General features: G+C 44.2%; 16 protein-coding genes. 8 read left to right on the top strand and 8 right to left on the bottom strand.

The window, feature by feature from the left end:
- Nucleotides 1-62: 62 nt before the first annotated feature.
- Nucleotides 63-2,492 (bottom strand): response regulator, encoded by a 2,430-nt coding sequence (locus AACT19_RS02325; RefSeq protein WP_076644979.1) that lies wholly within the window; start codon nucleotides 2,490-2,492, stop codon nucleotides 63-65.
- 88 nt (nucleotides 2,493-2,580) lie between these two features.
- Between AACT19_RS02325 and AACT19_RS02320 the strand changes: the two genes are divergently transcribed.
- Nucleotides 2,581-3,339, top strand: a complete 759-nt coding sequence (locus AACT19_RS02320; RefSeq protein WP_017095839.1) for a substrate-binding periplasmic protein — start codon at nucleotides 2,581-2,583, stop codon at nucleotides 3,337-3,339.
- A 172-nt stretch (nucleotides 3,340-3,511) separates the two neighbouring features.
- On the opposite strand, the gene AACT19_RS02315 is transcribed toward AACT19_RS02320, so the two are convergent.
- Both AACT19_RS02315 and AACT19_RS02310 read right to left on the bottom strand, forming a co-directional pair.
- Nucleotides 3,512-4,072: an NADAR family protein gene (locus tag AACT19_RS02315; RefSeq protein WP_076644977.1), complete on the bottom strand. Its 561-nt coding sequence runs from the start codon at nucleotides 4,070-4,072 to the stop codon at nucleotides 3,512-3,514.
- Nucleotides 4,073-4,261: 189 nt separating this feature from the next.
- The gene (locus AACT19_RS02310; protein ID WP_004732575.1) at nucleotides 4,262-4,456 is read right to left on the bottom strand and encodes a PA3496 family putative envelope integrity protein; all 195 of its coding nucleotides are present in this window, start codon (nucleotides 4,454-4,456) and stop codon (nucleotides 4,262-4,264) included.
- Between the two features lie 362 nt (nucleotides 4,457-4,818).
- Here AACT19_RS02310 and AACT19_RS02305 point away from each other — a divergent pair, with 362 nt between their 5' ends.
- Genes AACT19_RS02305 through AACT19_RS02295 form a run of 3 tightly spaced genes read left to right on the top strand, consistent with a single transcriptional unit; the run spans nucleotide 4,819 to nucleotide 7,124 of the window.
- On the top strand, nucleotides 4,819-5,643 hold the full coding sequence (locus AACT19_RS02305; RefSeq protein ID WP_076644974.1) for an ABC transporter ATP-binding protein: 825 nt from the start codon (nucleotides 4,819-4,821) through the stop codon (nucleotides 5,641-5,643).
- A 9-nt stretch (nucleotides 5,644-5,652) separates the two neighbouring features.
- A complete protein-coding gene (locus AACT19_RS02300) occupies nucleotides 5,653-6,585 on the top strand; it encodes an ATP-binding cassette domain-containing protein (RefSeq protein WP_076644972.1) in 933 nt (310 codons plus the stop codon).
- The gene (locus AACT19_RS02295) at nucleotides 6,582-7,124 is read left to right on the top strand and encodes a transcriptional regulator (RefSeq protein ID WP_076644970.1); all 543 of its coding nucleotides are present in this window, start codon (nucleotides 6,582-6,584) and stop codon (nucleotides 7,122-7,124) included. Before AACT19_RS02300 ends, AACT19_RS02295 begins: the two co-directional genes overlap by 4 nt.
- 445 nt (nucleotides 7,125-7,569) lie before the next feature.
- On the opposite strand, the gene AACT19_RS02290 is transcribed toward AACT19_RS02295, so the two are convergent.
- A complete protein-coding gene (locus AACT19_RS02290; RefSeq protein ID WP_004732568.1) occupies nucleotides 7,570-9,549 on the bottom strand; it encodes a replication initiator protein RctB domain-containing protein in 1,980 nt (659 codons plus the stop codon).
- 1,259 nt (nucleotides 9,550-10,808) lie between these two features.
- On the opposite strand from AACT19_RS02290, the gene AACT19_RS02285 reads away from it, so the two are divergent.
- The 4 genes from AACT19_RS02285 to AACT19_RS02270 all read left to right on the top strand — a co-directional run bounded on the left by AACT19_RS02285 (nucleotide 10,809) and on the right by AACT19_RS02270 (nucleotide 17,289).
- Nucleotides 10,809-12,026, top strand: coding sequence for a ParA family protein (locus AACT19_RS02285; RefSeq protein WP_004732566.1), 1,218 nt, complete (start codon nucleotides 10,809-10,811; stop codon nucleotides 12,024-12,026).
- 5 nt (nucleotides 12,027-12,031) lie between these two features.
- Nucleotides 12,032-13,006 carry a ParB/RepB/Spo0J family partition protein gene (locus AACT19_RS02280; RefSeq protein WP_017089347.1) on the top strand — a complete coding sequence of 325 codons (975 nt, stop codon included), beginning with the start codon at nucleotides 12,032-12,034 and terminating at the stop codon, nucleotides 13,004-13,006.
- Nucleotides 13,007-13,099: 93 nt separating this feature from the next.
- Nucleotides 13,100-15,199: a GNAT family N-acetyltransferase gene (locus AACT19_RS02275; RefSeq protein WP_076644968.1), complete on the top strand. Its 2,100-nt coding sequence runs from the start codon at nucleotides 13,100-13,102 to the stop codon at nucleotides 15,197-15,199.
- Between the two features lie 419 nt (nucleotides 15,200-15,618).
- Nucleotides 15,619-17,289, top strand: a complete 1,671-nt coding sequence (locus tag AACT19_RS02270; protein ID WP_076644966.1) for a DUF342 domain-containing protein — start codon at nucleotides 15,619-15,621, stop codon at nucleotides 17,287-17,289.
- Between the two features lie 148 nt (nucleotides 17,290-17,437).
- On the opposite strand, the gene AACT19_RS02265 is transcribed toward AACT19_RS02270, so the two are convergent.
- The 4 genes from AACT19_RS02265 to AACT19_RS02250 are packed head-to-tail and all read right to left on the bottom strand — an operon-like array spanning nucleotide 17,438 to nucleotide 23,606.
- A complete protein-coding gene (locus AACT19_RS02265) occupies nucleotides 17,438-19,552 on the bottom strand; it encodes a type I secretion system permease/ATPase (protein ID WP_017078412.1) in 2,115 nt (704 codons plus the stop codon).
- 18 nt (nucleotides 19,553-19,570) lie between these two features.
- Nucleotides 19,571-21,481 carry a bifunctional diguanylate cyclase/phosphodiesterase gene (locus AACT19_RS02260; protein ID WP_076644965.1) on the bottom strand — a complete coding sequence of 637 codons (1,911 nt, stop codon included), beginning with the start codon at nucleotides 21,479-21,481 and terminating at the stop codon, nucleotides 19,571-19,573.
- Between the two features lie 5 nt (nucleotides 21,482-21,486).
- The gene (locus tag AACT19_RS02255) at nucleotides 21,487-22,155 is read right to left on the bottom strand and encodes a transglutaminase-like cysteine peptidase (RefSeq protein WP_017078414.1); all 669 of its coding nucleotides are present in this window, start codon (nucleotides 22,153-22,155) and stop codon (nucleotides 21,487-21,489) included.
- A gap of 59 nt (nucleotides 22,156-22,214) precedes the next feature.
- Entirely contained in the window at nucleotides 22,215-23,606 is a 1,392-nt protein-coding gene (locus AACT19_RS02250; protein WP_004732554.1) for an HlyD family type I secretion periplasmic adaptor subunit, read from the bottom strand.
- Nucleotides 23,607-23,682 lie beyond the last annotated feature (76 nt).

Here is a 23,682-nt window from a genome sequence, read left to right as displayed (position 1 = left end):
AAAACTCCGACTGATTCAGTCGGAGTTTTTATTTTCAACGATTACGTTTAATGAGGCACTAACTAAACAATCTTTTGCTCATCTTCTTCTTTGGTCGAATCGGTTTCTTTAGATAAAAAACTCTCAACTATCTCTCTCAGCTTTCCTTGATTAACCGGTTTTGGTAAAAACTCATCCATACCCACATCAAAACACAAATGCTTGTCTCGCTGCACAACGTTGGCCGTGAGTGCGACGATAGGAATGTGCTTTGAAGAACCCTCTTCGAGCGCTCGGATCTGTTTAGTGGCTTCGAAACCGTCGAGAACCGGCATCTGGCAATCCATAAAAATCATCTCGTATTCGTTGGCCTGGAATTTCTCGACACCAATTTCCCCGTTATCGGCAATATCAACCTCAAAGCCAAGCTTCTTGAGCATCATCTTGGCAACTTGCTGGTTTACTCGAGAGTCTTCAACGACCAATACTTTGCCACTAAACGAAGCGGCCACTGGTTTTAGCTCTTCTTTGATTGGAGCTTGTTTGTCTGTTTGTGTGGTTGTGACAGAAGCCGTTGGTGTAGCTTCAACAGACCTCGTTGGTTTGGTTAATGGTACTGGTTCATTGTCTTTGAACGCGACCTCACCTCTGTTTGGATAGGTAAAGTTTGAGGTATCCGCTGCTCTCGCGAGAACTTCACTCAACGTCCATTTAAGTTGGTTATCTTGATAAGGGCGAGCTATGTAGGCAACAAAACCCACTTGTTTAGCGCGCGCTTCATCTTGCTTGCGTGGGTCGGCAGAGATCATCACCAGCTTAGGACACGCTTTGTCAAAACGCTCAATCAAACTTCTTGCTAACTGGAATCCATCAATAGACGGCATCACTTTATCAATCAGCACCAGATCATAAGGCGATGACTTCGCCACAGACTCCGAAACAAGCTCTAACGCTTGGGTGGCGGTTTCACAACACTCTGACTTAACGCCGAATGATTGAAGCTGTGTTGAGGTAATACGCATATTCAGCTGACTATCATCAACCAGAAGCACCGAGACTTTATTAAAATCGATATTGCTTTCGTCAACGTCCAGGCTCGGGTCAAAGTCAGCGGTAAAGTAGAATGTACTCCCCTTGCCTACGACACTGGTTAGCTCAAGCTTGCTGCCCATTAAGGTCACGATCTTATCGCATATCGTTAGACCAAGCCCGGTGCCTCCGTAAATACGGGTGGTGCTGCCGTCGGCTTGTTGAAACTTATCGAACACCGATTGTTGCTTGTCTTCAGCAATACCAATACCGCTGTCAGTCACCTCAAATTTCACTCTGAGCTTTTGTTCTGGCTCTATGACTTCTTCCAAGCGAAGTGAGAGTGTGACATGACCATGATCGGTAAATTTGATGGCGTTGCCGACTAGGTTATTCAGCACTTGTCTTAGCTGGGTGCCATCGCCAATCACCATGGTTGGGATCTTAGGATCAATCGCCAGTTGGAATCTGAGCCCTTTCTGTTCGGCTTTAACTCTAAACGTCGATTCAACATCGGCAGCAATACCCATCATCTTCATTGGTTCTTGTTGCAGTTCTAGACGACCCGCTTCTATCTTCGAGTAGTCGAGAATGTCATTGATTAAGTCGAGTAGAGTAAGCGAAGAGGTATTGAGCATATCGACATACTCTTTTTGCTCTTTCGGCATATCCATTTCTGAGAGCAGAGACGACAGTCCGATAATCCCGTTCATCGGGGTGCGGATCTCGTGGCTCATGTTGGCAAGAAATTCACTTTTGTTGCGGTTGGCAACCTCAGCGACATCTTTGGCTTTTTCCAGTTCTTGGTATTGTTGACGAATACGTTCAACCGACTGGTTATAGCTACTCTCTAGTGTCGAGATCTCGTCTTTGTAAGTAGAATCGGTTGGCGTTATGAAGCGTGGTTTGTTGTCTTCGACCTGTTGCTGGTTGATCTGGGAAGACATAGTCATTAAGCGTTTGACCACGAGGCGATAGACGATCGTTAAGCAAACCAGAGACAATAAGAAGATTTTAACGGCTTCGAAGGCGAGTAATAGTACAACTCGTTCTTCAAAGTCGTTGAGGATCATGCTCAAATCAGATTGCACCGTGAGCGTCGCTAATGGGAAATCTGTCCCCCCCATCTGGTGCACCATTTCCCAAGACTGGGAATAAGACTGACCTGAGGTCTTTTGACCTAATTCTAGAATTTTTTCATCGGGACTTTCGATAAGAAGGTAACTAACCGAGGGTAGGCGGGAGATACCTTCGGCTTGCACAAACAGTTGCTCTCGATCTTCAACCCACAAACTGGACGTTAAACCCGAAAGATAGCCAGCCTTAACCTGTTCGATCTGAGAACTGATAAAAGAAACTCGACTTTGGTACTCCACATACAACCCTAGACCTGTCACTATAACCGTGAATAAGGTGCTGATTGCTATGATAGTCCCGATCAACTGTCGGGAGAGTCCAATATAGCGTTTTCCTTTTGTCACCATACACAAATTACCATTATTGTTATCCTAGCAAACTACAATTACTCAACTAGTATAATAGTAGTCATTCATCAAATAACTAGGGAAGGTTATGAAAAAACATCTTATATTTGCATCCATAGTCAGTTTGTTTTCAAGCAGTTATGCTTTTGCAAGCGAACCTGTTCACTACTACATTATTGCGAGCCAAGCGCAACCTTTTCAGATCGAAACTGACGGGTCATCTCACAGAGGAATGGTTTCGGATATTGTTGAGGCCGTATTTGATGACAGCCAATACGAGATCGATTACCACACCTACCCTTTCAACCGTATGATTGACAAGCTCGACGCGAGAGAGAATCCAAACTGGATAACCTACGGCAGTCCTAGTTGGGGAAATATCCAATCTGTAAACCTGTCTAAAGATCCGATTTACAATGTAAAACACGTGTTACTCAGCAGTGGCAAGGAACCATTTGAGTTCAATACTATCGACGATTTAAACGGAAAAGCGGTGGTCTTGCTGGTGGGGTTCGAATATCCAAACCTAGAGCCTTACATCAAACAAGGTAAGCTCAACGAGATTCGAGTTAAAGATTACAGCGCGGCTTTTCGTGTATTAAACCGAACGCCTGGTGATACCGTTTTTGTTGAGATGGAATCGAGAATCAAATACAACCTAAACGAGCAAAAGTTAAGTATTGATGATTACCAGATGCAAGAGTTTGGTTCAGTGATCAATAACTACCCTATCCATTTGGCGTTTGACCCTGAGATGGATCCTAAGCTGCAAAGCTTCATCAACCAACGTCTCGACCAAATGAAAGACGATGGTCAGCTCGATGACATCGTGCAAGGGTACTTATAGATCCTTCGTTTATCTGTAATAGCGCCTAGTTGACGTTGTAGAGCACTTTTCTACTCTTAGTCACCTTAGCTCGACTTGCAACGAAAAGGCCGCTCTGCTTAATACTAAATTGCAGAGCGGCCTTTAAAATTTAACGTTTAGGGAAACTATCTTTGAACTTGTACTCGATAGGTTAGTGCGAAGCAATCAAATGCAGTTGTTGATTACGAAGCTGTTGTCGCACCGCCATCAAAATTTCACCTAAGCGGTTCTCACCAGTTCCATCACCACCATCGCCCCAAAAATGGTCTTTATGAGAATGCTCTTTGATCACCGAATCTCCGGTGTTAGTCAGAAACAGCGCAAACTGTGGGTTCTGTCTGAACTTCTCAGTCACAATGAACCGCATCACTTCAACACGAATGTCATACCAATCTTCTCGAACTTGGTCTTCATAATCACGACTTAAAGAGAACGCTTCAGCAGGGGTACTGGCTTCCAAAATAGTATTGCGTAACGCTTCAGAAGCAAATTTCATCGCTTGATAATAATGTTCGCTGGTTGCCCAAACTTGATCGTTAACCTTAATGGGACAAGCTGCAAAATTTGACAGGTATCCGTTTGGATCTTCAGGTTCATAAAACAGCACTTCTTTGGCTTTAGCCACAGAATTAGACATAGCCTTCTCCTTACCAACGACATCGCATATTTTTGCTTTAACTTTAAAATTAGTGGCGTTGCATATTACTGTCAAACAACTTAGTTCAAGAGTATGCCATGAGCATGTTTTTAGTCGGGAACAAGCAATGTAAAGGCGGGACAATGGATTTAAATTGTGGGAGACAAGGAGCATGGTTTACTTATAAAAAACTCACAGCCCTTTAAAAAGTTATATAAATCAAAAGGTGGCGGTGCGCCACCCTCTTAAATGCAATAGGGGTCTTTAGTGAATAAGACCTAGTTCCCTCGCTTCTTCCAGACTAAAACCGCTTTCTCTAATTTCTCTTAGAGCTTCAATACGACGACGAGCTTCAGCGGACTTCATTTTCTTTTCTGGTTTGAAAGATACTTCTTCTTCAGCATCCCACTTGTTTGCAATATTTGTCATTTCATCATGGTTGATAGAATTAATGGACATGTTTTCCTCCGAAAAGCACCATGTAATGGACAGGTAATCTGTAGCAAATGCTATTTCACTTGTTAAGACATTCTGTACTGAAATGTGATGATTCCGACGCTTCACAAAGCTAATTAATAAATGCCTCATTTAAACTTTGCCAAAGCCATTTTCTGCAATTACATTTACAAGATTCCCCATAAGAAATGTGGTTTGATCCACCTCTCATTTTCCCCGTTCTCATTTCTTGTTTCCCACTGAAATTTCGTGAAATAACCCAAGATAAATTTCGAGGCACTTCATTCTTTTTGTGCTCATCGCTTTCACTAAATTCACTTCATGTTAATGATAATAGTTATCAATATCATAACTGAGTATTTATCATGTCTAGGGAAAATCCAGATAAACCACTTCTCGAAGTGAAGAATCTATGTGTCGATTACATCACCGATGACGGCGATTTTAATGCTGTAAAATCCGTAAACTTTAGCATAGGCAAAGGCGAGATTTTTGGTTTGGCTGGCGAATCAGGGTGCGGAAAAAGTACCATCGCGTTTGCCATTAACCGTTTACACAAGCCGCCTGCTTTCATCTCTGGAGGGAAGATACTGTTCAACGGGCAAGATCTGCTCGGTTTATCTGACGACCACTTGAACACCTTGCGTTGGAGCGAAATCGCCATGGTATTCCAAAGTGCAATGAACTCACTCAATCCCGTACTGACCATTGAAGAGCAGTTCGCTGATGTTTTACGTCACCACAAAGGAATGACCAACGAACAAGCTAAAGACCGCGCAGAGAAACTGCTCGACCTTGTAAACATTCCTCGTAACCGCCTCACCGAATATCCGCATCAGTTCAGCGGAGGGATGCGTCAACGCTTAGTCATCGCCATCGCGCTCGCCCTCAATCCCAAATTGATCATCATGGACGAGCCGACAACGGCGCTTGATGTGGTTGTACAACGCGAAATTCTGCAGCAAATACACCAACTCAGAGAAGAGTTTGGGTTTTCGATATTGTTCATCACCCATGACCTAGCACTAATGAGCCAGCTATGTGACCGCATTGCCATCATGCGCCACGGCCAGATCGTTGAAATCAACCAAGCCTATGAGATTCGTAACAACCCTCAGCACTCCTATACCCAAAAGCTATGGAGTTCTTTCCCTAACATTCACGAACATGCGCACGCGACTACGTGCTAGGAGAGCTCTATGTCACAACCTATTTTTCAAGTGAAAAACCTCGTTAAAGAGTTCACCGTCGGCGGTGGATTTGGCAAAGAAGCGATCTTTAGAGCACTGCATGGGGTGAGTTTTGATTTGCATGCCGGTAAAACATTGGCGCTGGTTGGAGAATCAGGCTGCGGGAAAAGCACCTGCGCCCGATTGATGACCAAGGTTTACCCACCGACAGAGGGAGAGATACTGTTCAATGGCAGAGACATCTCTACCCTAAAAAGCCGCAAAGATATCTTGGATTACCGCAGCCGTGTACAAATGATATTTCAAGACCCATTTGGCTCACTTAATCCAACTCACACCATTGAGCACCACTTAACGCGCCCGCTTAAAATCCATAAGCAAGTTGCCACGAAACATGCTCTCACAGAGCGTCTCAAAGAGTTATTAACGCTGGTGGAGTTACCCATTGAAACTCTAGCCAAATACCCTCATGAGCTCAGTGGTGGCCAAAGACAGCGGGTTAATCTAGCAAGAGCGCTCGCAGTCGGTGCTGAGGTTATCCTTGCCGATGAACCTACCTCGATGTTGGATGTTTCAATACGACTTGGCGTGTTAAACCTGATGCAAAAAATGAAGAAAGAGTTGGGGATTGGCTTTTTGTACATAACCCATGATCTCGCCACGGCACACTACATCGCAGAAGAGACGGCGGTAATGTACAAAGGGCAGATCGTCGAATGGGGATCAACACAGTCGATCTTAACCAATCCACAACATCCGTACACTAAACTGTTGATCTCTGCCGTTCCCGATCCCGATCTGCCATTTGGCGAACTCGTCAAAAATGAGCCAAACTATTCAATAAACGCAGATCGAATTCGAGAGCAGAGCTGTGAAATACAGCATGAAATCAAGCAAGTTGCTGATAATCACTTTGTAAAACAGTGGGATAACGTTGCATGAATGAACTAGACACTTGGTTAGAGCGGATCGGAGATTGGTACAAAGACCGAAAGCATGATCAAGTGGACCAGTTAGAACCTTTGATCTTAACGCCTCCAGACACGCTCTGGGGGCCATTGATCACGGATGAGCAGAGCAAAGGCATCGCATGTTGGCTAGACGGATGCCTGAGAGTCTTTACGTTTTATCGACATAAAGACGTAACGCTGACGACATCGACAAAGTTTGCAGCACCAAGCGTATCATCGCTCTCAAACGAGGCTGGTGGTTCGCACAATCAAGAAAAGGCCTATCAATACCTGATGTTTGCCTATAGCAAGCTGCAGGCCGTGTCATGCGACCCAAAATCAGAGCCTGACTTGCAAGAGTGGTGTACGCAGCGGCTCCAGCATTTATGTGTACTGGCTTTGGAATTTACCAACCAACAAGAACCGCGCTGGAAAGAAGAATCAGAAAAACTAATCGAATCGCATGTGCGTTTTATGGCAAGCCAACACCAGAACGATGATCAAGGTGCAGCTCTACGTCAACTCCACTGATCCACTCCACGATTTAACCCTGATCGATCAAACACCAAAGCAGAATTCCTTCACAAATAGGATCCGTAGAAAGCATGATCCATGCCTTGATCATGCTTCAGGGCAGCAGTTACGCTTTACATGTAAGCTATTGAATTTAAATAATTATACGAATTTCAGGCAAAAAAAAGCGAGTCCCTTAGGAACTCGCAAAAATCTATTCAGTATGATGTAACAAAATATGAGCCAATCTATTAATCATAAGAAAGGACAAAGGTTGTCTATTCGGGATAAATAATAATCAACTGGATGCGTTACATTGTCAGAACTTTGTCAGCGTTAGGTGCGGTTTTAATCAGCACCTAATGTGTTCAAACTATCCATTCATCGACCGTAAATACGGGCTTCTTGATACTGGGTATTTCTACTGCAAAAATCAGCTCGAAAGATCAACACGCCCTCATGATTAATGGCCAATCGCCATTTCATCGAGCGCCAGAAACACATTCTCGTCCAAATGACCTTCGTGAACTTGTTTACACACTTTACGACGCACAGCCAAACCAGAAATCAAACGTTCAATGGACAGGTGTCGATTGCTGGTGCTATCACGGTCGTTGTACAGCTCAATTAAGCGACTCAGTGTTTCGTATGGGATAACATCCTCCCCAACTCTCAACCAATCAAGCTTCTCAATGAGCTCTGAGCACTCTTCTTTGATTGAGGCATGTGAGTGCCCGGTCATAGCAGATAAAGCCGTTATACTGCGTTCTAGAGCCTCTGTGGAGGTATATTTAGAGAGAGTAATCATGATCTCATCAGCGTTGATCTCAACAGAGTGTTTACGCTGCTTAACTCGACGTCCCAATTTGCCTCTTGGCGACGGAGCTTTACGTTGAATTGGCTCAAACTCACCATCGATAATCTCAGACAGCTCTTCCAGCTTCTGCTTAGACACCATCTCGTTACGCAGCGGGTTCGGTAACGTCGGTGCCATATTACGCTTACCGGCGTTGGTGGTACGCGCTCTTGAATAACGCAACACCTCTTCGACATTACATTTGATATCAACCTGATAATCGGTGGTTTTTCCTTTTTCGATCAACGCCGTGATCGTCAAGTGATAACCCCAAAGATTCACCAGGAAGGTATCTTCTTGATCCCCTACTTCGCCCAATTTTCTGAGTTCGCGGATCAAATCCATCGAGAAACGACGCCAATCGATATTACGAGCCAACTTCTGGTTCAGCTCGCTCAGTAACATACAATCTGAGTGGCGACGTGCCATACGGCTTCTAAAGTACGAATACATTTGGAAGACCAAGGTATGTTGTTTCAGGATTTCTGGCGGAAATAGGAAGAAATAGTCACGCGTCAGCAGCTCTTCGTAGAACGAAGGTTCCCAGACAAGGATATACAGGTTCGGTTTAATGCGAATTTCGCCATCAGAGCCCTCTGTAGGCGCTTCTTCTGATGCCGTAATGGTTCTAGCTAAGAATCGGAAACGATCACTCTTGAAGCCTTCTGGCATGTTCTCGCTAAGCCAACGGCCCGTGAGCTCGTGCAGTTGGAAATCCGTAAATTCGATACGATCAATACTGTCACGGATCGAATCGCGTGCAGGACCGCTGTCTTTCTTGCCACGCAAAGACAAAATATCAGTGATGTAGAGTGGTGTTTTGTTCGGTGTGTGTTTCGCGTCGAGATGATAATCATCTTGGTGGTGATCATGATATTGAACAGTAAGCGTGAATAACGCGAACAGCGTCATTAGATCGTCAACCGTCATGATGTTTTTAGAAGATCGTGTCTCGATCACCGCTCGAGTGCCAGAGATCGAAACCATAGATTTCTGGTAACTCTTACGTGTTCTAGGTGGCGCCAACGCTTGATCAATAATCCCCGCCCAATTGGTTGGAGAAACAATGAATTGATCCGCTTCGTCTTTCATCGTCGGGGGTGTATTCAGTCCGTGTTCATTCAGTAAGCGCTTGTTTACTTTGGTTTGAGCTAGTGCTTTAGAACGCTTCTGCTTTTCATTTTGCTTGACGCTTTCTGTCACTAAACTGGTAGCACCCAGAACCGATATCAATTGGTTTGGGTTCACAAAGCGATGCAACATGGTTTTACCCGCAAGGCCTTCTTCAAAACGAACTGGGATTTGTTTGAACAGACCAATACTTACAGCGGCTCTCAACCTTTGTTGCAAGGCGGCGCGAGTCACTTGACCATCAGTTGATTCAATAATCTCGGTGGTGGAGACGTATCCATCTTTGCTGCTAAACCCACGTAGTGAAATTAGGTTAAGAAGCTCAACGATGCTTTTGGTGACCCCTTTGAAGTGTTGATATTGTTCTATCCATTCAACGGCTGTTTCAGATACCTCAAATAAATGACCATCTTTGTGGCTTCGTGCCTTAATTAACAATTTCTCTTCTGGTTTCATTTTTGATCCGTATCACACTAACCGTAATTTCACTATAGTTCCTGAATGATAAAGAAAGAATGATCATAAATAAAGAGAATTTATTGGGTTTTAAATAACTGATCTTTTTGATTAATATGATCTTAAATGATTAAGTGATCTAATGATCTGGCTGTGAGTTTGCTTTTAAGTGCATGAATTATAAGTGTTAAAAAAAATCCGATTGGAAAGCATGATCATAAAGAACTCGAAACGATGATCATTAAATTAAAGAAAGCATGATCACAGAACCTCAGAACGATGATCATTAAGTCATTGTAAGCATGATCATTATCGGTTCGAAAGCATGATCATTATGCTTATACAGCTTATCCACAGTCCGTAATTGATCAAGTTGTATTAAGCGGCTTCTAAGTCACCTATGTGGATATTTTTGACAGCCAATTCATCGGAACAATGATCAAGTAATGCCCCTTTTACATCGTTCTTCCCCTTTGGCGTTCAAAATTCAATCGGTATTGGTTCCATAATCACTGGTTGGGGGCTTTTAGCTCGATACATCATAAATCAGGAAGCATGATCATGAAATTGTCATGTTTCTGTATTTGTAATCCGTGTCGATTGAATTTCCAAGCAATGAGGCCTTATAGAGCTTGAATCCCCATTACAAAAGCATTTGTCCGTAAGTTAGCTCTATATTTATATGCTTCCGGAACGATATTTACTTGATCATTTTTCCGTGAGTTGATTATTTCTAACATGCACTTACTCCGATCAATATTGGTGAGTTTAGGCCTTGATCATGCTTCATAATTGGGCCTTATCAATTATCTAACTGTTGATGTGCTCCATGATCATTCTTCCGGATAGGTTCCAATTCTCTTTTGTTTTATTACACTCGATTTTTACTTCGACTTTGAGTTTTTTGTCTATTTAGTCTGTTTGGTTACTTTCTATTGAAAATCTGCCAAATTCGAATGCAAATCACACCAACCGTAATCTATGGTTGTATTTCAATCGTTCCGAAGTTTATTTGCTGGTATTACATTTACATTGTAAATAAGTGACGATGTAACATTTTAAATGTAAGCCGGAAATAGCACTGTTAGCGGTGATAAAAATAGAAGTTTTTGTGTTCATCTAAGCCTATTTTTCATCAAACTGTAAAAATATAGTCTATTTTATGTGAATTTACTCATAAATGTATGTTCATGTTTTTGTTGTGTTTGTTGTTAATCGCTGTACAATTTGTTCTAGGTTAATCATTACGGAAACTGGCAATGAAAAGAGAACAAACGATTGATAAGCTCTATCAGCTAGCCGAACAAACTCAACAAGTTCAGGCTGACCGAATTGAGATTATTCTGGAAGAGCGAAGTGATGAACATTTCCCTCCAATGTCTAAAGCTATGATGGAGACGCGTTCAGGCTTAACTCGTCGAAAATTGGATGAGGCTATCAACAAGCTTGAAGCGGATGGTCATCAGTTTACAAAGAACAACGCCAATCATTACTCGATTTCATTGACTGAAGCTCACATGCTGATGGACGCAGCTGAAGTACCGAAGTTCCACCAACGTAAGCAGCATGTAGACAATAAGCCATGGGTTATTAACGTACAGAACCAAAAGGGTGGTACGGGTAAATCAATGACAGCGGTTCACCTAGCGGCTTGTCTGTCTTTGAACTTAGATAAGCGCTACCGTATCTGCTTGATTGACTTGGATCCACAAGGTTCTTTGCGTCTGTTCTTAAACCCACAAATTAGTGGTGCAGAGCACGACAGTATCTATTCTGCTGTTGATATCATGTTGGACAACGTGCCAGAAGGCCAAGATGTTGATCTTGAATTCTTGCGTAAGAACGTACTTTTACCAACACAGTATCCGAATCTAAAGACGATTTCGGCGTTCCCAGAAGACGCGATGTTTAACGCTGAAGCGTGGCAAAGCCTATCTCAAGATCAGTCACTTGATATTGTTCGTCTTTTAAAAGAGAAGCTTATCGACAAAATTGCTGATGATTTTGATGTGATTATGATTGATACCGGCCCGCACGTAGACCCTCTCGTGTGGAACGCAATGTACGCATCGAACGCTCTTCTGATTCCATGTGCAGCCAAGCGTTTGGATTGGGCTTCAACGGTTAACTTCTTCCAGCACTTACCAACCGTGTACGAGATGTTCCCGGACGACTGGAAAGGGCTCGAATTTGTTCGTCTAATGCCAACCATGTTTGAAGACGACAACAAGAAGCAGGTATCAGTATTAACTGAGATGAACTACCTGTTGAATGACCAAGTAATGATGGCCACTATTCCAAGAAGCCGCGCTTTTGAAACCTGTGCAGATACTTACAGCACGGTTTTCGATCTAACGGTGAGCGACTTTGAGGGTGGTAAGAAAACTCTGGCTGTCGCTCAAGACGCAGTACAAAAAAGTGCTCTAGAATTAGAGCGTGTATTACATAGCAACTGGCCTTCACTTAATCAGGGATAACAAGAATGGCGATTAAAACATCTGACTTAAATGCAAAGCTATTTGGTAAAGCAAACAAACGCCGCGTAGCTACGCCACAAGAAGCTCAAACAGCGGCTAAAGAACAGGCTCAAGTGATCGAGCTTTCTGTTGCAGGCGAAGAATTGGTTTCATTTGAACTAGTTCGAATCCCGGCGGCTGACGTAGCCACTCAAACGGTTGTTTTCGAAGAAAATGCTCGTGAGCAATCTTTCTTAAACGAGCACGCGCTTTCTGATGTTCTTACAACATTGAAAGAACGTGGCCAGCAATACCCAGCGGTTGGTCGTAAAAACAAAGACGGTAAGATTGAAGTTCTCGATGGTAGCCGTCGTCGTATGTCGTGTATTTTGGCTGACAAAGAGTTCCTTATCTATGTTGCTGAAAACATCAACGGCGAACACGCTAAGTTCCTATCTGATGTCGCTAACGCTCATAAACCGCTTTCTCTGTATGAGAAGGGTAAAGAGATGCAAGCGAAGCTAGATAAAGGCGAAGCTGAAGACCAGAAAGCACTAGCGAAAATGTTCCAGTGCAGTGAAGCTTTGGTGAGTGGCGCATTGAAAGCGGCGGCTTTGCCTCTTGAACTGCTACAAGCTTACCCAAATGTGAGCGATCTTGGTCGACCAACCATTGTTAAGCTGCACAAACAATTTGGTGGACTGACTGGCGAACAGCAGCAAACATTACTGACTAAGTGTGATGCTTCTGAAGGTTTTGTATGGCAGCGTAGCGAAGCACAAGGTGTTACGCGTTTAACTAAAGACGTTACTGAAACTTTGGAAGGTTGGATTCTTGAATTGGCACCTGCGCCAGTGAAGAAAGCTTCTCCAAAAGTTGAGCTTATTAAGGGCCGCGCTTCATACAGCCGTAAGGGTTCAAACTTGGCGTTGAACCTTAAGAAAGTGGATGATGCGACAATGGAAGAGATTTTGGCCTTCGTTCAATCCAAGCTCGACTAAGTCGACAACTTTCCATTACGACTCTAAAGCCGCATTATGCGGCTTTTTATTTGGCTGTGATAAACTGTGTCTAGATGAATCTGGACGCTAACTATGACAAACCCAACCAACACTTTTCTGCATACACTTTCTGATGTTGCTCAACATAATGATCACCGTTATGGCGTGGTTTTTAACGGTGATGTCGATTGGCAAAACACGGTTATTTCAACCTTCCTTCAAGATAAGAACGTTAAATCCATTTTTCAGATTGGCGGTGTCCCATTCGACGATGTGACGCATGCACCGGTCAAGAAGGGGCAGCAACTTCTGGGTCGTGAATGCCAGATTCTTGTTTGTGATTTTAGAGATCAGTTTGACGCGAATGGTTTCAGTGCAGCACTGGGATCGTTAGTCGGTGGCGGTTTGTTGTTGATGCTACCGCCAAACGTCAATGAAGCTGAAGAGGGTGGAAGTTCCGGCTTTGGTCAACGTTGGTTAAAACGTCATTTCGATAAACTGATTTCTGTTTCACAACACAATGAAGCCGGCGATGTAGTTCAAGCAACTCACGCTCTTCCTCAGATGCAAAGCGCCCAAAACGGATTGGACAAATTTGAACAGCAAAACACGGCTGTTGAATTAGTTAAAAAGGTAGTGTCTGGACATCGTAAACGTCCTTTGATTCTCACTGCGGATAGAGGGCGTGGTAAAAGCTCGACATTGGGTATTGCCGCAGCGCAGCTGTTAGTTGAGCGTCACGGGTTTAATATTATTGTTACCGCGCCTTCCGTGAAAGCGGTAGAGCCGGTATTTTCTCATGCAATACAGAGACTCGAAGTCATTGAAGTGGTTAACGCTACTCACATTCGCCATCAAGGGGGAAGTTTAAGATTCGTGGCTCCGGACGACTTACTTAAATCTAAGCCTGATTGTGAGCTGCTATTGGTTGATGAAGCGGCTGCTATTCCAATCCCTATGCTCAAGTTCATGGTCGGCATTTATCATCGTATGGTTTTTTCAACCACGGTCCACGGTTACGAGGGCAGTGGACGAGGGTTTGGGATTAAGTTTGAATCTTGGCTTTCTGTACACCGCCCTGGTTGGAAAGGCTTTAAGCTTGAACAATCGATTCGTTGGAACAACAACGACCCACTAGAAGCTTGGTTGTTTGATTGCTTCCTGCTTTGTAGCGATGCGTCGCTAAGTGACTCGGCTATTCATGAGTTAGATAACTTTTCTGATCAGACAATCAACCAATTAAATTTAGTTGAACTATCAAAAGCAGATTGCTTGGTTAATCCACACAAGTTACAACGATGTTTTTCTCTACTTGTCGATGCTCATTATCAGACGTCACCCAACGATTTAATGCAGTTCCTCAACAATTCAGCAATCCGTTTGTACGCCGCCTGGAAGCAAGATGAATGCTTAGGTTGTATGTTGGTTACTGAAGAGGGTGGTTTAGATAAAGATTTGATCGATCAGATTCAAATTGGAAAACGCAGGCCTCAAGGACACCTTGCACCTGTGTTACTGGCAAACCAACTTGGCTGCACAGAAGCGGCGACCAGTCGCTGCCTTCGAGTGATGCGCATTGCAGTTTCAACGCCTCATCAAGGTTTGGGGATTGGCCGATGGATGTTGGCTAAGTTATCAGAGCAAACCAGCCAAGCGGATTATCTGGCGACAAGCTTCGGTGCGACTAGTGAGTTGATTTCATTCTGGCGCGATAACGATTTTGTACCTGTCCATATTGGCCACCAGCGCGATCAGGCAAGTGGCTGCCACTCGGTATTGATGGTTAAGGCGCTTACCTCAAACTCCCAAAGCTGGATTAACCAAGCTCTAAGTCTCTTCGAGCGTAGCTACTGCTTTCTTGTTTCAGGTTCTTTGGTTTCACTTGAAACCGATATGGTGCGAGCACTGCTGCCAAAGAGTGTCGATACCGTTAGCGAGTTTGAAACTCAGTTAGTTAGAAATTACGTGAACGGTGGCAACAGTTACGATGCGATTAGCTTAAGCGTACTGAACTTGATTCTACTTAGTAACGATCGAAACATAGGTATTTCTGACTTACTCATCGCAAAGGTCGTTCAGCAGAAAGAGTGGGGGACTTGTGTTGAAAAGTTTAATATTTTGGGTCGCAAACAAGCAGAGATTCAGTTTCGTAAAGACGTCGATGTTTTGCTAGCAAATTTACAGTGTAAATAGACAAGCCATCATTTAAATAGACTCACCATTACAAATTAGATTTACAGTGTAAATTAGAATCTTGGATTTACACTGTAAACTGAAGCTCCATATTGAAATCCGTTTTTACCCTGATTATCAGCTTCATCACTTCTGTTCCACCTCTCCACAACAGCCTTTAATCTTCTAAAGCTATTCGCCTTTACTATCTTGCTCTAATATCGAATCGACATTCAATCACACGAAATATTCTGAAAAATTTTCCTATGTATTTGTAAAGGCGAAGTGGATCATAAAATGTGTAAGTCTTATTTATGAGTCATGTTTGCAGAATCGAAAGTAAGTGATGTGACGCTGATTATTCTAATAATGTGATACTCAGCGCAGAACGAATTATATAGACTGAATAACAACTGAGTCATTAGGGATACTCAATTCGAATGTGGGATAACATTGTTACATTGTCAGAAGACAAGCAACAAGTGATGGCATGTCTGCCGTCGGGGTTTGTGGTTGAAGCAAGCTTTGATAACACGACGTTGCCACCAACCTTGGAAGCTTTGGACGCATCAAACTATTTTCTTTTTGAAGAAGAGGTGTTGCGCTTCGTCACTCTTGCCAAAGAAGGTAAAGGGGAAGCTTACGAAGGAGTCTTGATTGCCGAAGTTCGTAACGCGAGCGTTGCTGTCGAACTGTCTGATGACGAGATGCTCGCGAGTCTGGTGGTGACGGGACCACATCATGGACACGCACTGCGCGGGAGCGACATCATTCACTGTTTAGCCCAAGCCCACATAACAAAGGGAATTAATAAGTTAGCGCTCAGAAAAGTGCTGATGATGAGTAACAAGCTTAAACCCGGTGAAAAGTTTACTCAACCCGTCGCGAAAGGGACGCAGCCAGTAAAGGGCAAAGATGCTAAGTTTGCCGCCTTGGTTGAAGACATTACTCGCCAAGTCTTGAAGCCTCGCAGTAAAGACGAAGGCAAGATTGATATGCGAGACTTGGGGCAAACCATTACTGTTGGTCAAAATGATCACTTGATGAAGCGTACTCCCGCGACCAAAGGCATCGCTGGCTTTACCGTCCAAGGTCGAATTATCCCACCACTTCCTGGACAAGACAGTTTAATTAAGCCTGGAAAGGGCACCTACATCTCCCCTGACGACCCCAATTTATTACTCGCTTCCTTTCCTGGATTACCCATAATCAAAGATAGAACTATTGAAGTAGATGACGCCTTGTGTGTTAGCAACGTAGATGTATCAACCGGACACGTTAAATTCAAAGGCAATGTCTTTGTCTCTGGGAACATTGAACCGGGGATGATCGTTAAAGCGACAGGAAGTGTCACGGTTGGTGGCTTTATTGAATCGGCAGAAGTCCAAGCTCAGGGTGACATAAAAGTCGCGAAGGGGATTATCGGTCATACGACTAAAGAGGGTGAGCCGAAAAGCTGCAAGGTGTTTAGCCAAGGTTCTATCACAGCAAGCTACGCGCAGAACGCCGAGCTCCAAACCGCCACCGACCTTCGACTGGGTGTGCACAGCATGAGTAATGATATTCGTTGTGGTAACAACCTTATCGTGATGGACAGTTTGAAGAAGCACGGTACGCTCAGTGGCGGCGAAGCTAGAGTCGGTGGGAAAGTGGAGTGTGTCTTTTTAGGCGTAGAAGGAGATACCGCAACCAAGGTACACGGATTTGCTCGTTACGATGGTTACCGACAAAAGATAGCCGAGCTGAAAGAAACTTATAAGCACGCTCAAGAGCAGACCATGGATGTGATTCGCCAAGAGCTCGAATTTAAGAAGCGACCAAAAGCGGAACGCAGCGAAGAGCAAGCGCTAGAAATTGAGCAGCATCGAGAAAAGAACAATCTCGCGATTGAAAACACTAAGTCGCAGTTGGATACACTCGAAGCTGAGTTTGAAACCAACCTTGCCGAGTGCACAGTTGAGGCGCATGAAAAGGTGTATACCCGAGTGACGATTCAATTTGGTGATGAGACAGTCACCACCAAGCGAACCCATGGCGGCAGTGTTTTCTCGTTCAACCAATACGAGATTCAATGTTCATTCAAAATGGAACAAGAAGATATTTCGTTGTAATTAAAATACTTTGAAATTGACCGACTCTGAATAGAGCGGTTCGAGCTATTTTCTACTCATTAGAAAAAACAAAAAAGGGGGTGCTGATGCTCCCCCTTTGCTTTTTCTGATATTGATTTGGTTAGATTCTTTAAGTCACATGAGCGCTTTAACTTGCTGCTCTTACCTTGCCTTGCTTCAAGTCTGACAGAACTTGTGCTTTCGGGCCGTCGGCAATAATGCTGCCTCTCTCCATCACAATCACTCTATCTACAATATCCAACATCGATGTTTTGTGGGTGATAAGAATCAATGTCTCGCTTGGCAATAACTGGTTGAGTTGGTGTTTGATGTGCATCTCTGAGCGATTATCCATCGCACTGGTCGGTTCATCCATCAAAAGCACGGGTGGACGTCCTAAGAAGGCTCTCGCTATGGCAATCGACTGACGTTGACCACCAGATAGCAAAGCACCACCTTCGCCCACTTGGCGTTCTAAGCCTGCTGGATCTTGCTGAGTAAAAGCGGTCACGCCTGCACGGTTGGCTGCGTCCATCACATCACGGTCATCGACCAACGGGCGACCTAAGGTAATGTTGTCTCTTACTGAGCCGTAGAACAGGTTACTGTCTTGCGGTACACAGCCTATATTGCGTCGTACGTCGACATGATGCAGTTGTTCCATGTCAGTGTCATCAATGCGCACATGGCCTTCTGTAGGCTTGTATAGGCCCATAATCAAACGTTCTAGCGTGGTCTTGCCTGAACCAATTCGGCCAATGATCGCTACTTTTTCTCCGGGTTTGATATTAAGGGTTAGGTCTCTGATAGAAGCGACAGGCGAGTCTGGGTAGTGGAACGTCACTTTATCTAGCGCAATATGACCCTGAATAATCGGACGGTGGATGTAGCGCTTACCTTCTTCCTGTTCATCAGGCATCGACATTACTTGTTCAATCAAGGTCATCGAAGACTTTGCTTGGTTGTAACGTGTAGAAAGCAAAGACAGTTGAACAAGAGGGCCAATTGCACGGCCGCTCAACATGGTCGCGGCAATCAAGCCACCCATAGTGAGTTCACCTTCTGCGATGAGGTACACACCAAAAATGATCATACCTACATTGGTACTTTGTTGAACAAAGCCTGCGGTGTTTTGGATGCTGTCGGTGATACGGCGACTTTTGATATTCCAGTTTGCCATGTGCGCAACAGCTTCTTCCCAACGGAATTGGAACTGACTTTGCGCACTGAATAATTTAACGGTCTCTAACCCAGCCAGACTCTCAATCAGGTTCGCGTACTTCTGAGAAGCAAGTCGAGAGCCTTCTTCAATCGTACGACGCAGTGGCCCTTGGATTAACAGTGCATAGATGATCAAAATGACCACTCCGACGACAGGAACAAACACAAGGTTTCCGGCCATCAGCCAAATTAACGCCAAGAACATCAGCGCGAATGGTAAGTCGATTAACGAGCCAATGGTTGCTGAGGTAAAGAACTCACGGATTGATTCAAATTCTTGCAGGTTTTTCGCGAAAGCGCCTACAGAGGCAGGCTTTGCTTCCATGCGAATCCCCAGAACTTTACTGAACAATTTAGAGGAAATTAGGATATCGGATTTTTTCCCCGCGACATCAATGAAGTAACTGCGCATTAACTTGAGAAGCAGATCGAACAGGAAGACAACGAAAATACCACTCGCCAACACCCACAGGGTTTCAAAGGCGAGGTTGGGGACTACTTTGTCGTACACCAAACGAGTAAACATTGGCGCGGCAATGGCGAAGATATTGATCAGAATGGATGCTATCAACACGTCACGATAGATGTTTTTAGATTCCCAAATGGTGCTCCAAAACCAGTGACCTTTGCGTGTTTTTAGAACCTCTGGTGAACGTTCATCATAACGGAATTGTTTTTTTACCAAGAAGTAGCGGCCGATGAATTGTTCTTTGAGTTCATCGACTGGAATGACGATAGGCACCATCCCGCTTTCTGCGGTGATGATCTCTGCTTCTTGTTTTTCTAAATCGATACTATTTAGAACACATGCTTCGCCCTGTTTGAGAAGTAGAATAGCAGGCAGAATTAGGTGAGGAATACTTTCTAACTCGGAACGGTTTTCTTTCGCCACTAATCCCGCTCGTTCAGCAGAACGAGGGAATAGGAAAGGGGTTAGCTTTCCATCGGATAGTGGTAGCCCATTGATCAACGCTTCGGGCGAGTTAGCTAACCCGTAATACCGACTAACGTAGATCAGTGAGTTTAATAGTGGATCTTGCATGCGATATAACCCTTACAACTATTTATCAACAATGAAGCCTTGGAACACTTCTACGTAGTTATCAGACAGGATATCTAGCTGAGTCTGAGTTTCTATTCGAGACGCAATGGTGGTTATGCCTAGGTTGTGAGCGGTTCTAGAGATCGACGTTAAGGTGAATTTCTGTTTTTCATCATCAAGGTTGTGCGTAAACAAGTAATCCAACTTCACATAGCTTGGGCGGTACTCGTTGATGTAATCCAATGATTGGAAATTACGTCCGTAGTTATCAACCCCGAATACGGACTCAGCGTTACGAATGGTGTTACACAGCAGCGCCGTGTAGTGCGGAACATTGATGAAACAATTTTCTGGAATCTCAAAATGTAACAGATGAGCAATTGAGGCATTGTGTTCAAGAGTTTTACCAATCCAGCGGATGAAGCTTGGCTGAGAAATACTGCTTGGCGAAATATTGATAGCAACTGGGCTCGTTATGTCTTTCGCATTCAGTTTCTCTATCATCTTCTCGATAACGTATTGGTCGAGAATGTGGCTCATTTCTAGCTGTTCTAGTGCGTATAGATATTGGTTTGCACCGTAACGAACTCCGCCTTTTTCAATCGCAGAGAACACTTCTTGGTGATACGTTTTGCCAAAGCTATTGTTTGCAGCTTGCAGACGGAAGGTGACAAGGTCGTTGATGATCGCTTCTTCAACCAACATACGCCATTGTTGTTTGCCCATCACAGCACCATGATCGTCTGCCGTTACGTAGCCGTAAGTCAGTTCACGGTTCGCCTTCGCACTTGAGAGCGCGTTATCGACCAACGACATGATTTCGGTACTGGTTTTTCGCGTGTTGCTGTATGTAACACCTAGCGCGATGTGTGGATTCGCCGTACCTGTTGGGTCTGAACCTAGGTTTTGAATGCAGTTTACGATGCTGCCAGCAACAAGTTTAAGTTCGCTTTCATCAATGTTCGGCATGATGAAACCAAATTCGTCACTAGAAATACGGGCGATGGTGATATCTGGCGATGAGATTGAAGCTTGCAGCTGTTCAGCCAGTTGATGAACCAAGGCATCACCTTCTTGATAACCCTTTTCATCGTACTCTTCACTAATAAACTCGGCTTTAAGCACCGCTAAACCACCTAAACTGGACTCTTCTAACCACTGAGTTAATTGAGACATGTAGTAAGCGCGGTTGCCTAGCTGAGATACAGGGTCGATATACGCTCTTTCACGCAGCTTTTGAGCTTCTTTCGCTTGGTTTTTAAAGGCTAGTTCAACTTGGGTCGACATGTGGTTGATACCGTCGACAACTAAGGTGAGGTCTTTTGTTTTCGGACGAGCCAGTGGTTCCCCAAACTGATTCTTGGCGATCTGATCCATCTTAGTAATGATCAACGAGAGCGGGCGTAAAGCACGCTTAAGGATCCAAGAGATAGACACTAAACCGAGCAAGAAGATCGTGCCAAAGATGCTCAGTAAGCGGATGAACGCTTGCCAAAGCTGATCGTAGGCAGGACCAGGGTGACTTACTATCTCTACTTCTGCCAGTTGCATCCAGCCACTGGTAATCACGCGGCGGTCATGAACAGGCTCAAATAGATTTAGGTTGGTAAACCACTCTGGTACGCCAGTTGGCTTTACAGGGTATGAACGGAGAATGTCATCTCCGGTGTCTAGGAAAATCAATCGCACGACGGAATAAGAACTGCCATCAAATAGGGCGTTGATAACAGACTCCACTGCCACCTTGTCCTTTTCTTCTAGGTAAGGGGCGAGAGCCAGCCCAACAGTATTAATGGTATTACTTACCTCAGAGCGTTGCTGCTCCTCTAAGTATCCACGGGTGGTATTGAATTCGATCATAAAAACTGACGTCATCAGCAGTATGAATACCGCAACCATCCCGACCACAAGCTGTTTATATAAAGTCATTGTACCTACTCATCGTAATTGATAATGGGTTTGTTTAAATTGAGAGAGCGCTCACGAGAACGTAGGTCGTTCCATAAGCTCAATCTTGAAGATTTCCCTGCCAGCTTACCGCTGCCTGCTGCCGACTTAATTAACCAAAGGTTTTTACCATTGAAACTGTATATCGGTCGCAGGTCTCCGCGTTTAGAACCGCGTTTTATTTCAGGGTTTAAGTTATCTAAAATTAGTGGTTCTGCACTGGGTGTTGAGTAGTACGCCAACACCATATGGAATTGGTTTAGCTCAAGTGCTTTTACGTACACCAATCGTAATTTTTTATCTGGGACGCCGAGTTCAAGTAAAGAGAAGTATTTTGCGATAGTGAAGTCTTCGCAATCACCCGCGTTACTGCCTAAAAACTCCAGTGGTGTCGCCCAGTAGTCATTCTTTCCCCACAGTATGTTGTCATCGACAAAGTACATTTGGTTGAAGAACCGGTTTACCGAATCAAGCTTTTCCGTTTCACTTAGCCCTTCGTACGACGTCATATTGGAGCGCCATGTTGCCACTCGTTTTCCGGCTCTTTCCCCGTAGGTTGCAGTAACCGCGTCTATCCACCTTTGGTCGCTCTTGTTGAGCGCCACTGAGGTAAAAGAGGTGAGGACCAGCAATAATAACGAAATCCGAGATTTCATAGCCTCTGCTCTTGTCTGTTCACTGTGTATTGAAAGGCGCTATCAAGCATCAAACGTCCTTACTCTTTTAATGCGTTGTTTTGAGCGCTTAATAGTGGCTTCAACATGTACTCAAGTACGGTTCTCTTGCCCGTGATGATATCGACTGAGGCTGTCATACCAGGAATGATCGGCAACTCTTCGTTGTGTCCAAAGCTGTATTTATCGGTACGTACACGCACGATGTAGAAGCTGTTGCCTTCTTCATCTTGAGTGGTGTCGGCGCTGATGTGTTCTAGTACACCTTCTAAACCGCCATATTTTGTGAAGTCATAGGCACTAAATTTAACAATGGCGGTCAGTTCTGGGCGTAGGAATGCGATATCTTGCGGAGCGATTTTAGCTTCAACCAATAGCGAGTCTTCAGTCGGTACAATCTCAACAATGTCCATACCCGGCTGAATAACACCACCCACGGTATTAATACCGAGCGTTTTGACTGTGCCCGTTACGGGAGAGACCACGATGGTACGATTTACTCTGTCTTCAAGGCCAACCGAAGATTCAGTCATTGCAGAGAGCTTGTCTTGTGCTTGGTTCAGTTTTTCTTGTTGTTCTGAACGGAAGCTCAATGCTGCATCAATACGGCTTAACATAGATTCTTTGATTGCGGAACGAAGGAGAGGGATTTTGAGTTCGCTCGAGGTCATTTCTCGGCGAGTGTCATTCACTTGTCTTTGAAGCTTGAGGAGTTCAATTCTTGGTACCACCCCTTCATCGGCAAGCGGTTTTGTTATATCTAACTCTTGGCGGGCGAATTTGTAACTTTGTCTTAAATTATTGACGCGCGATTTTATTTCAACAAGGTCTTGTTGCTTCTGTTCAACTTGTTGATCAAAAACGGAAAGTTGGTTTCTTAAATTGTTTAGGTCTTGACGATATTCGGCTTTTTGGCGATTAACCAGTTTAGGTTGAAGTTCGTATAGCTTTGGTGGGAAGGCGAGTTTTCCGTAGTCGAGTAACACACTTTGTTTCCAGTTTTCGACGGAGAACTCTTCGTTGATGACCACGCTGTTAAAGGAAGCTGAAAGCATTAACACGCTGGCAGTTAAGTTTGCCACTTGTTGTTCGCGCTCTCGGAAGTCAGAACGGAATCGAGTGTCATCGATCAATAGCAGCTGTTGACCTTTTTGAACGCGTTGACCTTCCCTTACTAATATCTCTTTTACGAGGCCGCCCTCAAGGTTTTGCACCACTTGGATTTGTGAAGAGGGGATGACTTTGCCTTGGCCAACGGTGACTTTATCGATCTCAGCCCAAGCGGACCACCCAATAGCAGCAATAAAAAACAGAACGATCACCCATAACATAATACGCGCACTGGTGGGCGTATTGAGTAGTAGCGCCGCTGTTTTATCATCGACGTACTCAAGTTCGGTTTCGTTCAATTTGCTGTAATTCTTCTGGCTCATGACAGTCCTTGTTTGCTAAATAAAAGTGCAAGCCTATTGAGTGTATTCTTACTTTTGATAAATGTTAAGATTTTGC

This window comes from Vibrio sp. 10N.222.47.A9 (assembly GCF_963872585.1).
Lineage (GTDB): Bacteria > Pseudomonadota > Gammaproteobacteria > Enterobacterales > Vibrionaceae > Vibrio > Vibrio splendidus.
This window is presented reverse-complemented; position numbering and strand designations above follow the sequence as displayed.

Bases quoted from the DNA above. Each gene is read 5' to 3' on its own strand.
- AACT19_RS02260 (WP_076644965.1), bottom strand. From the start codon at position 21,481: ATGACTTTATATAAACAGCTTGTGGTCGGGATGGTTGCGGTATTCATA.
- AACT19_RS02270 (WP_076644966.1), top strand. From the start codon at position 15,619: ATGTGGGATAACATTGTTACATTGTCAGAAGACAAGCAACAAGTGATG.
- AACT19_RS02295 (WP_076644970.1), top strand. From the start codon at position 6,582: ATGAATGAACTAGACACTTGGTTAGAGCGGATCGGAGATTGGTACAAA.
- AACT19_RS02280 (WP_017089347.1), top strand. From the start codon at position 12,032: ATGGCGATTAAAACATCTGACTTAAATGCAAAGCTATTTGGTAAAGCA.
- AACT19_RS02290 (WP_004732568.1), bottom strand. From the start codon at position 9,549: ATGAAACCAGAAGAGAAATTGTTAATTAAGGCACGAAGCCACAAAGAT.
- AACT19_RS02325 (WP_076644979.1), bottom strand. From the start codon at position 2,492: ATGGTGACAAAAGGAAAACGCTATATTGGACTCTCCCGACAGTTGATC.
- AACT19_RS02255 (WP_017078414.1), bottom strand. From the start codon at position 22,155: ATGAAATCTCGGATTTCGTTATTATTGCTGGTCCTCACCTCTTTTACC.
- AACT19_RS02250 (WP_004732554.1), bottom strand. From the start codon at position 23,606: ATGAGCCAGAAGAATTACAGCAAATTGAACGAAACCGAACTTGAGTAC.
- AACT19_RS02320 (WP_017095839.1), top strand. From the start codon at position 2,581: ATGAAAAAACATCTTATATTTGCATCCATAGTCAGTTTGTTTTCAAGC.
- AACT19_RS02300 (WP_076644972.1), top strand. From the start codon at position 5,653: ATGTCACAACCTATTTTTCAAGTGAAAAACCTCGTTAAAGAGTTCACC.
- AACT19_RS02285 (WP_004732566.1), top strand. From the start codon at position 10,809: ATGAAAAGAGAACAAACGATTGATAAGCTCTATCAGCTAGCCGAACAA.
- AACT19_RS02275 (WP_076644968.1), top strand. From the start codon at position 13,100: ATGACAAACCCAACCAACACTTTTCTGCATACACTTTCTGATGTTGCT.
- AACT19_RS02310 (WP_004732575.1), bottom strand. From the start codon at position 4,456: ATGTCCATTAATTCTATCAACCATGATGAAATGACAAATATTGCAAAC.
- AACT19_RS02305 (WP_076644974.1), top strand. From the start codon at position 4,819: ATGTCTAGGGAAAATCCAGATAAACCACTTCTCGAAGTGAAGAATCTA.
- AACT19_RS02265 (WP_017078412.1), bottom strand. From the start codon at position 19,552: ATGCAAGATCCACTATTAAACTCACTGATCTACGTTAGTCGGTATTAC.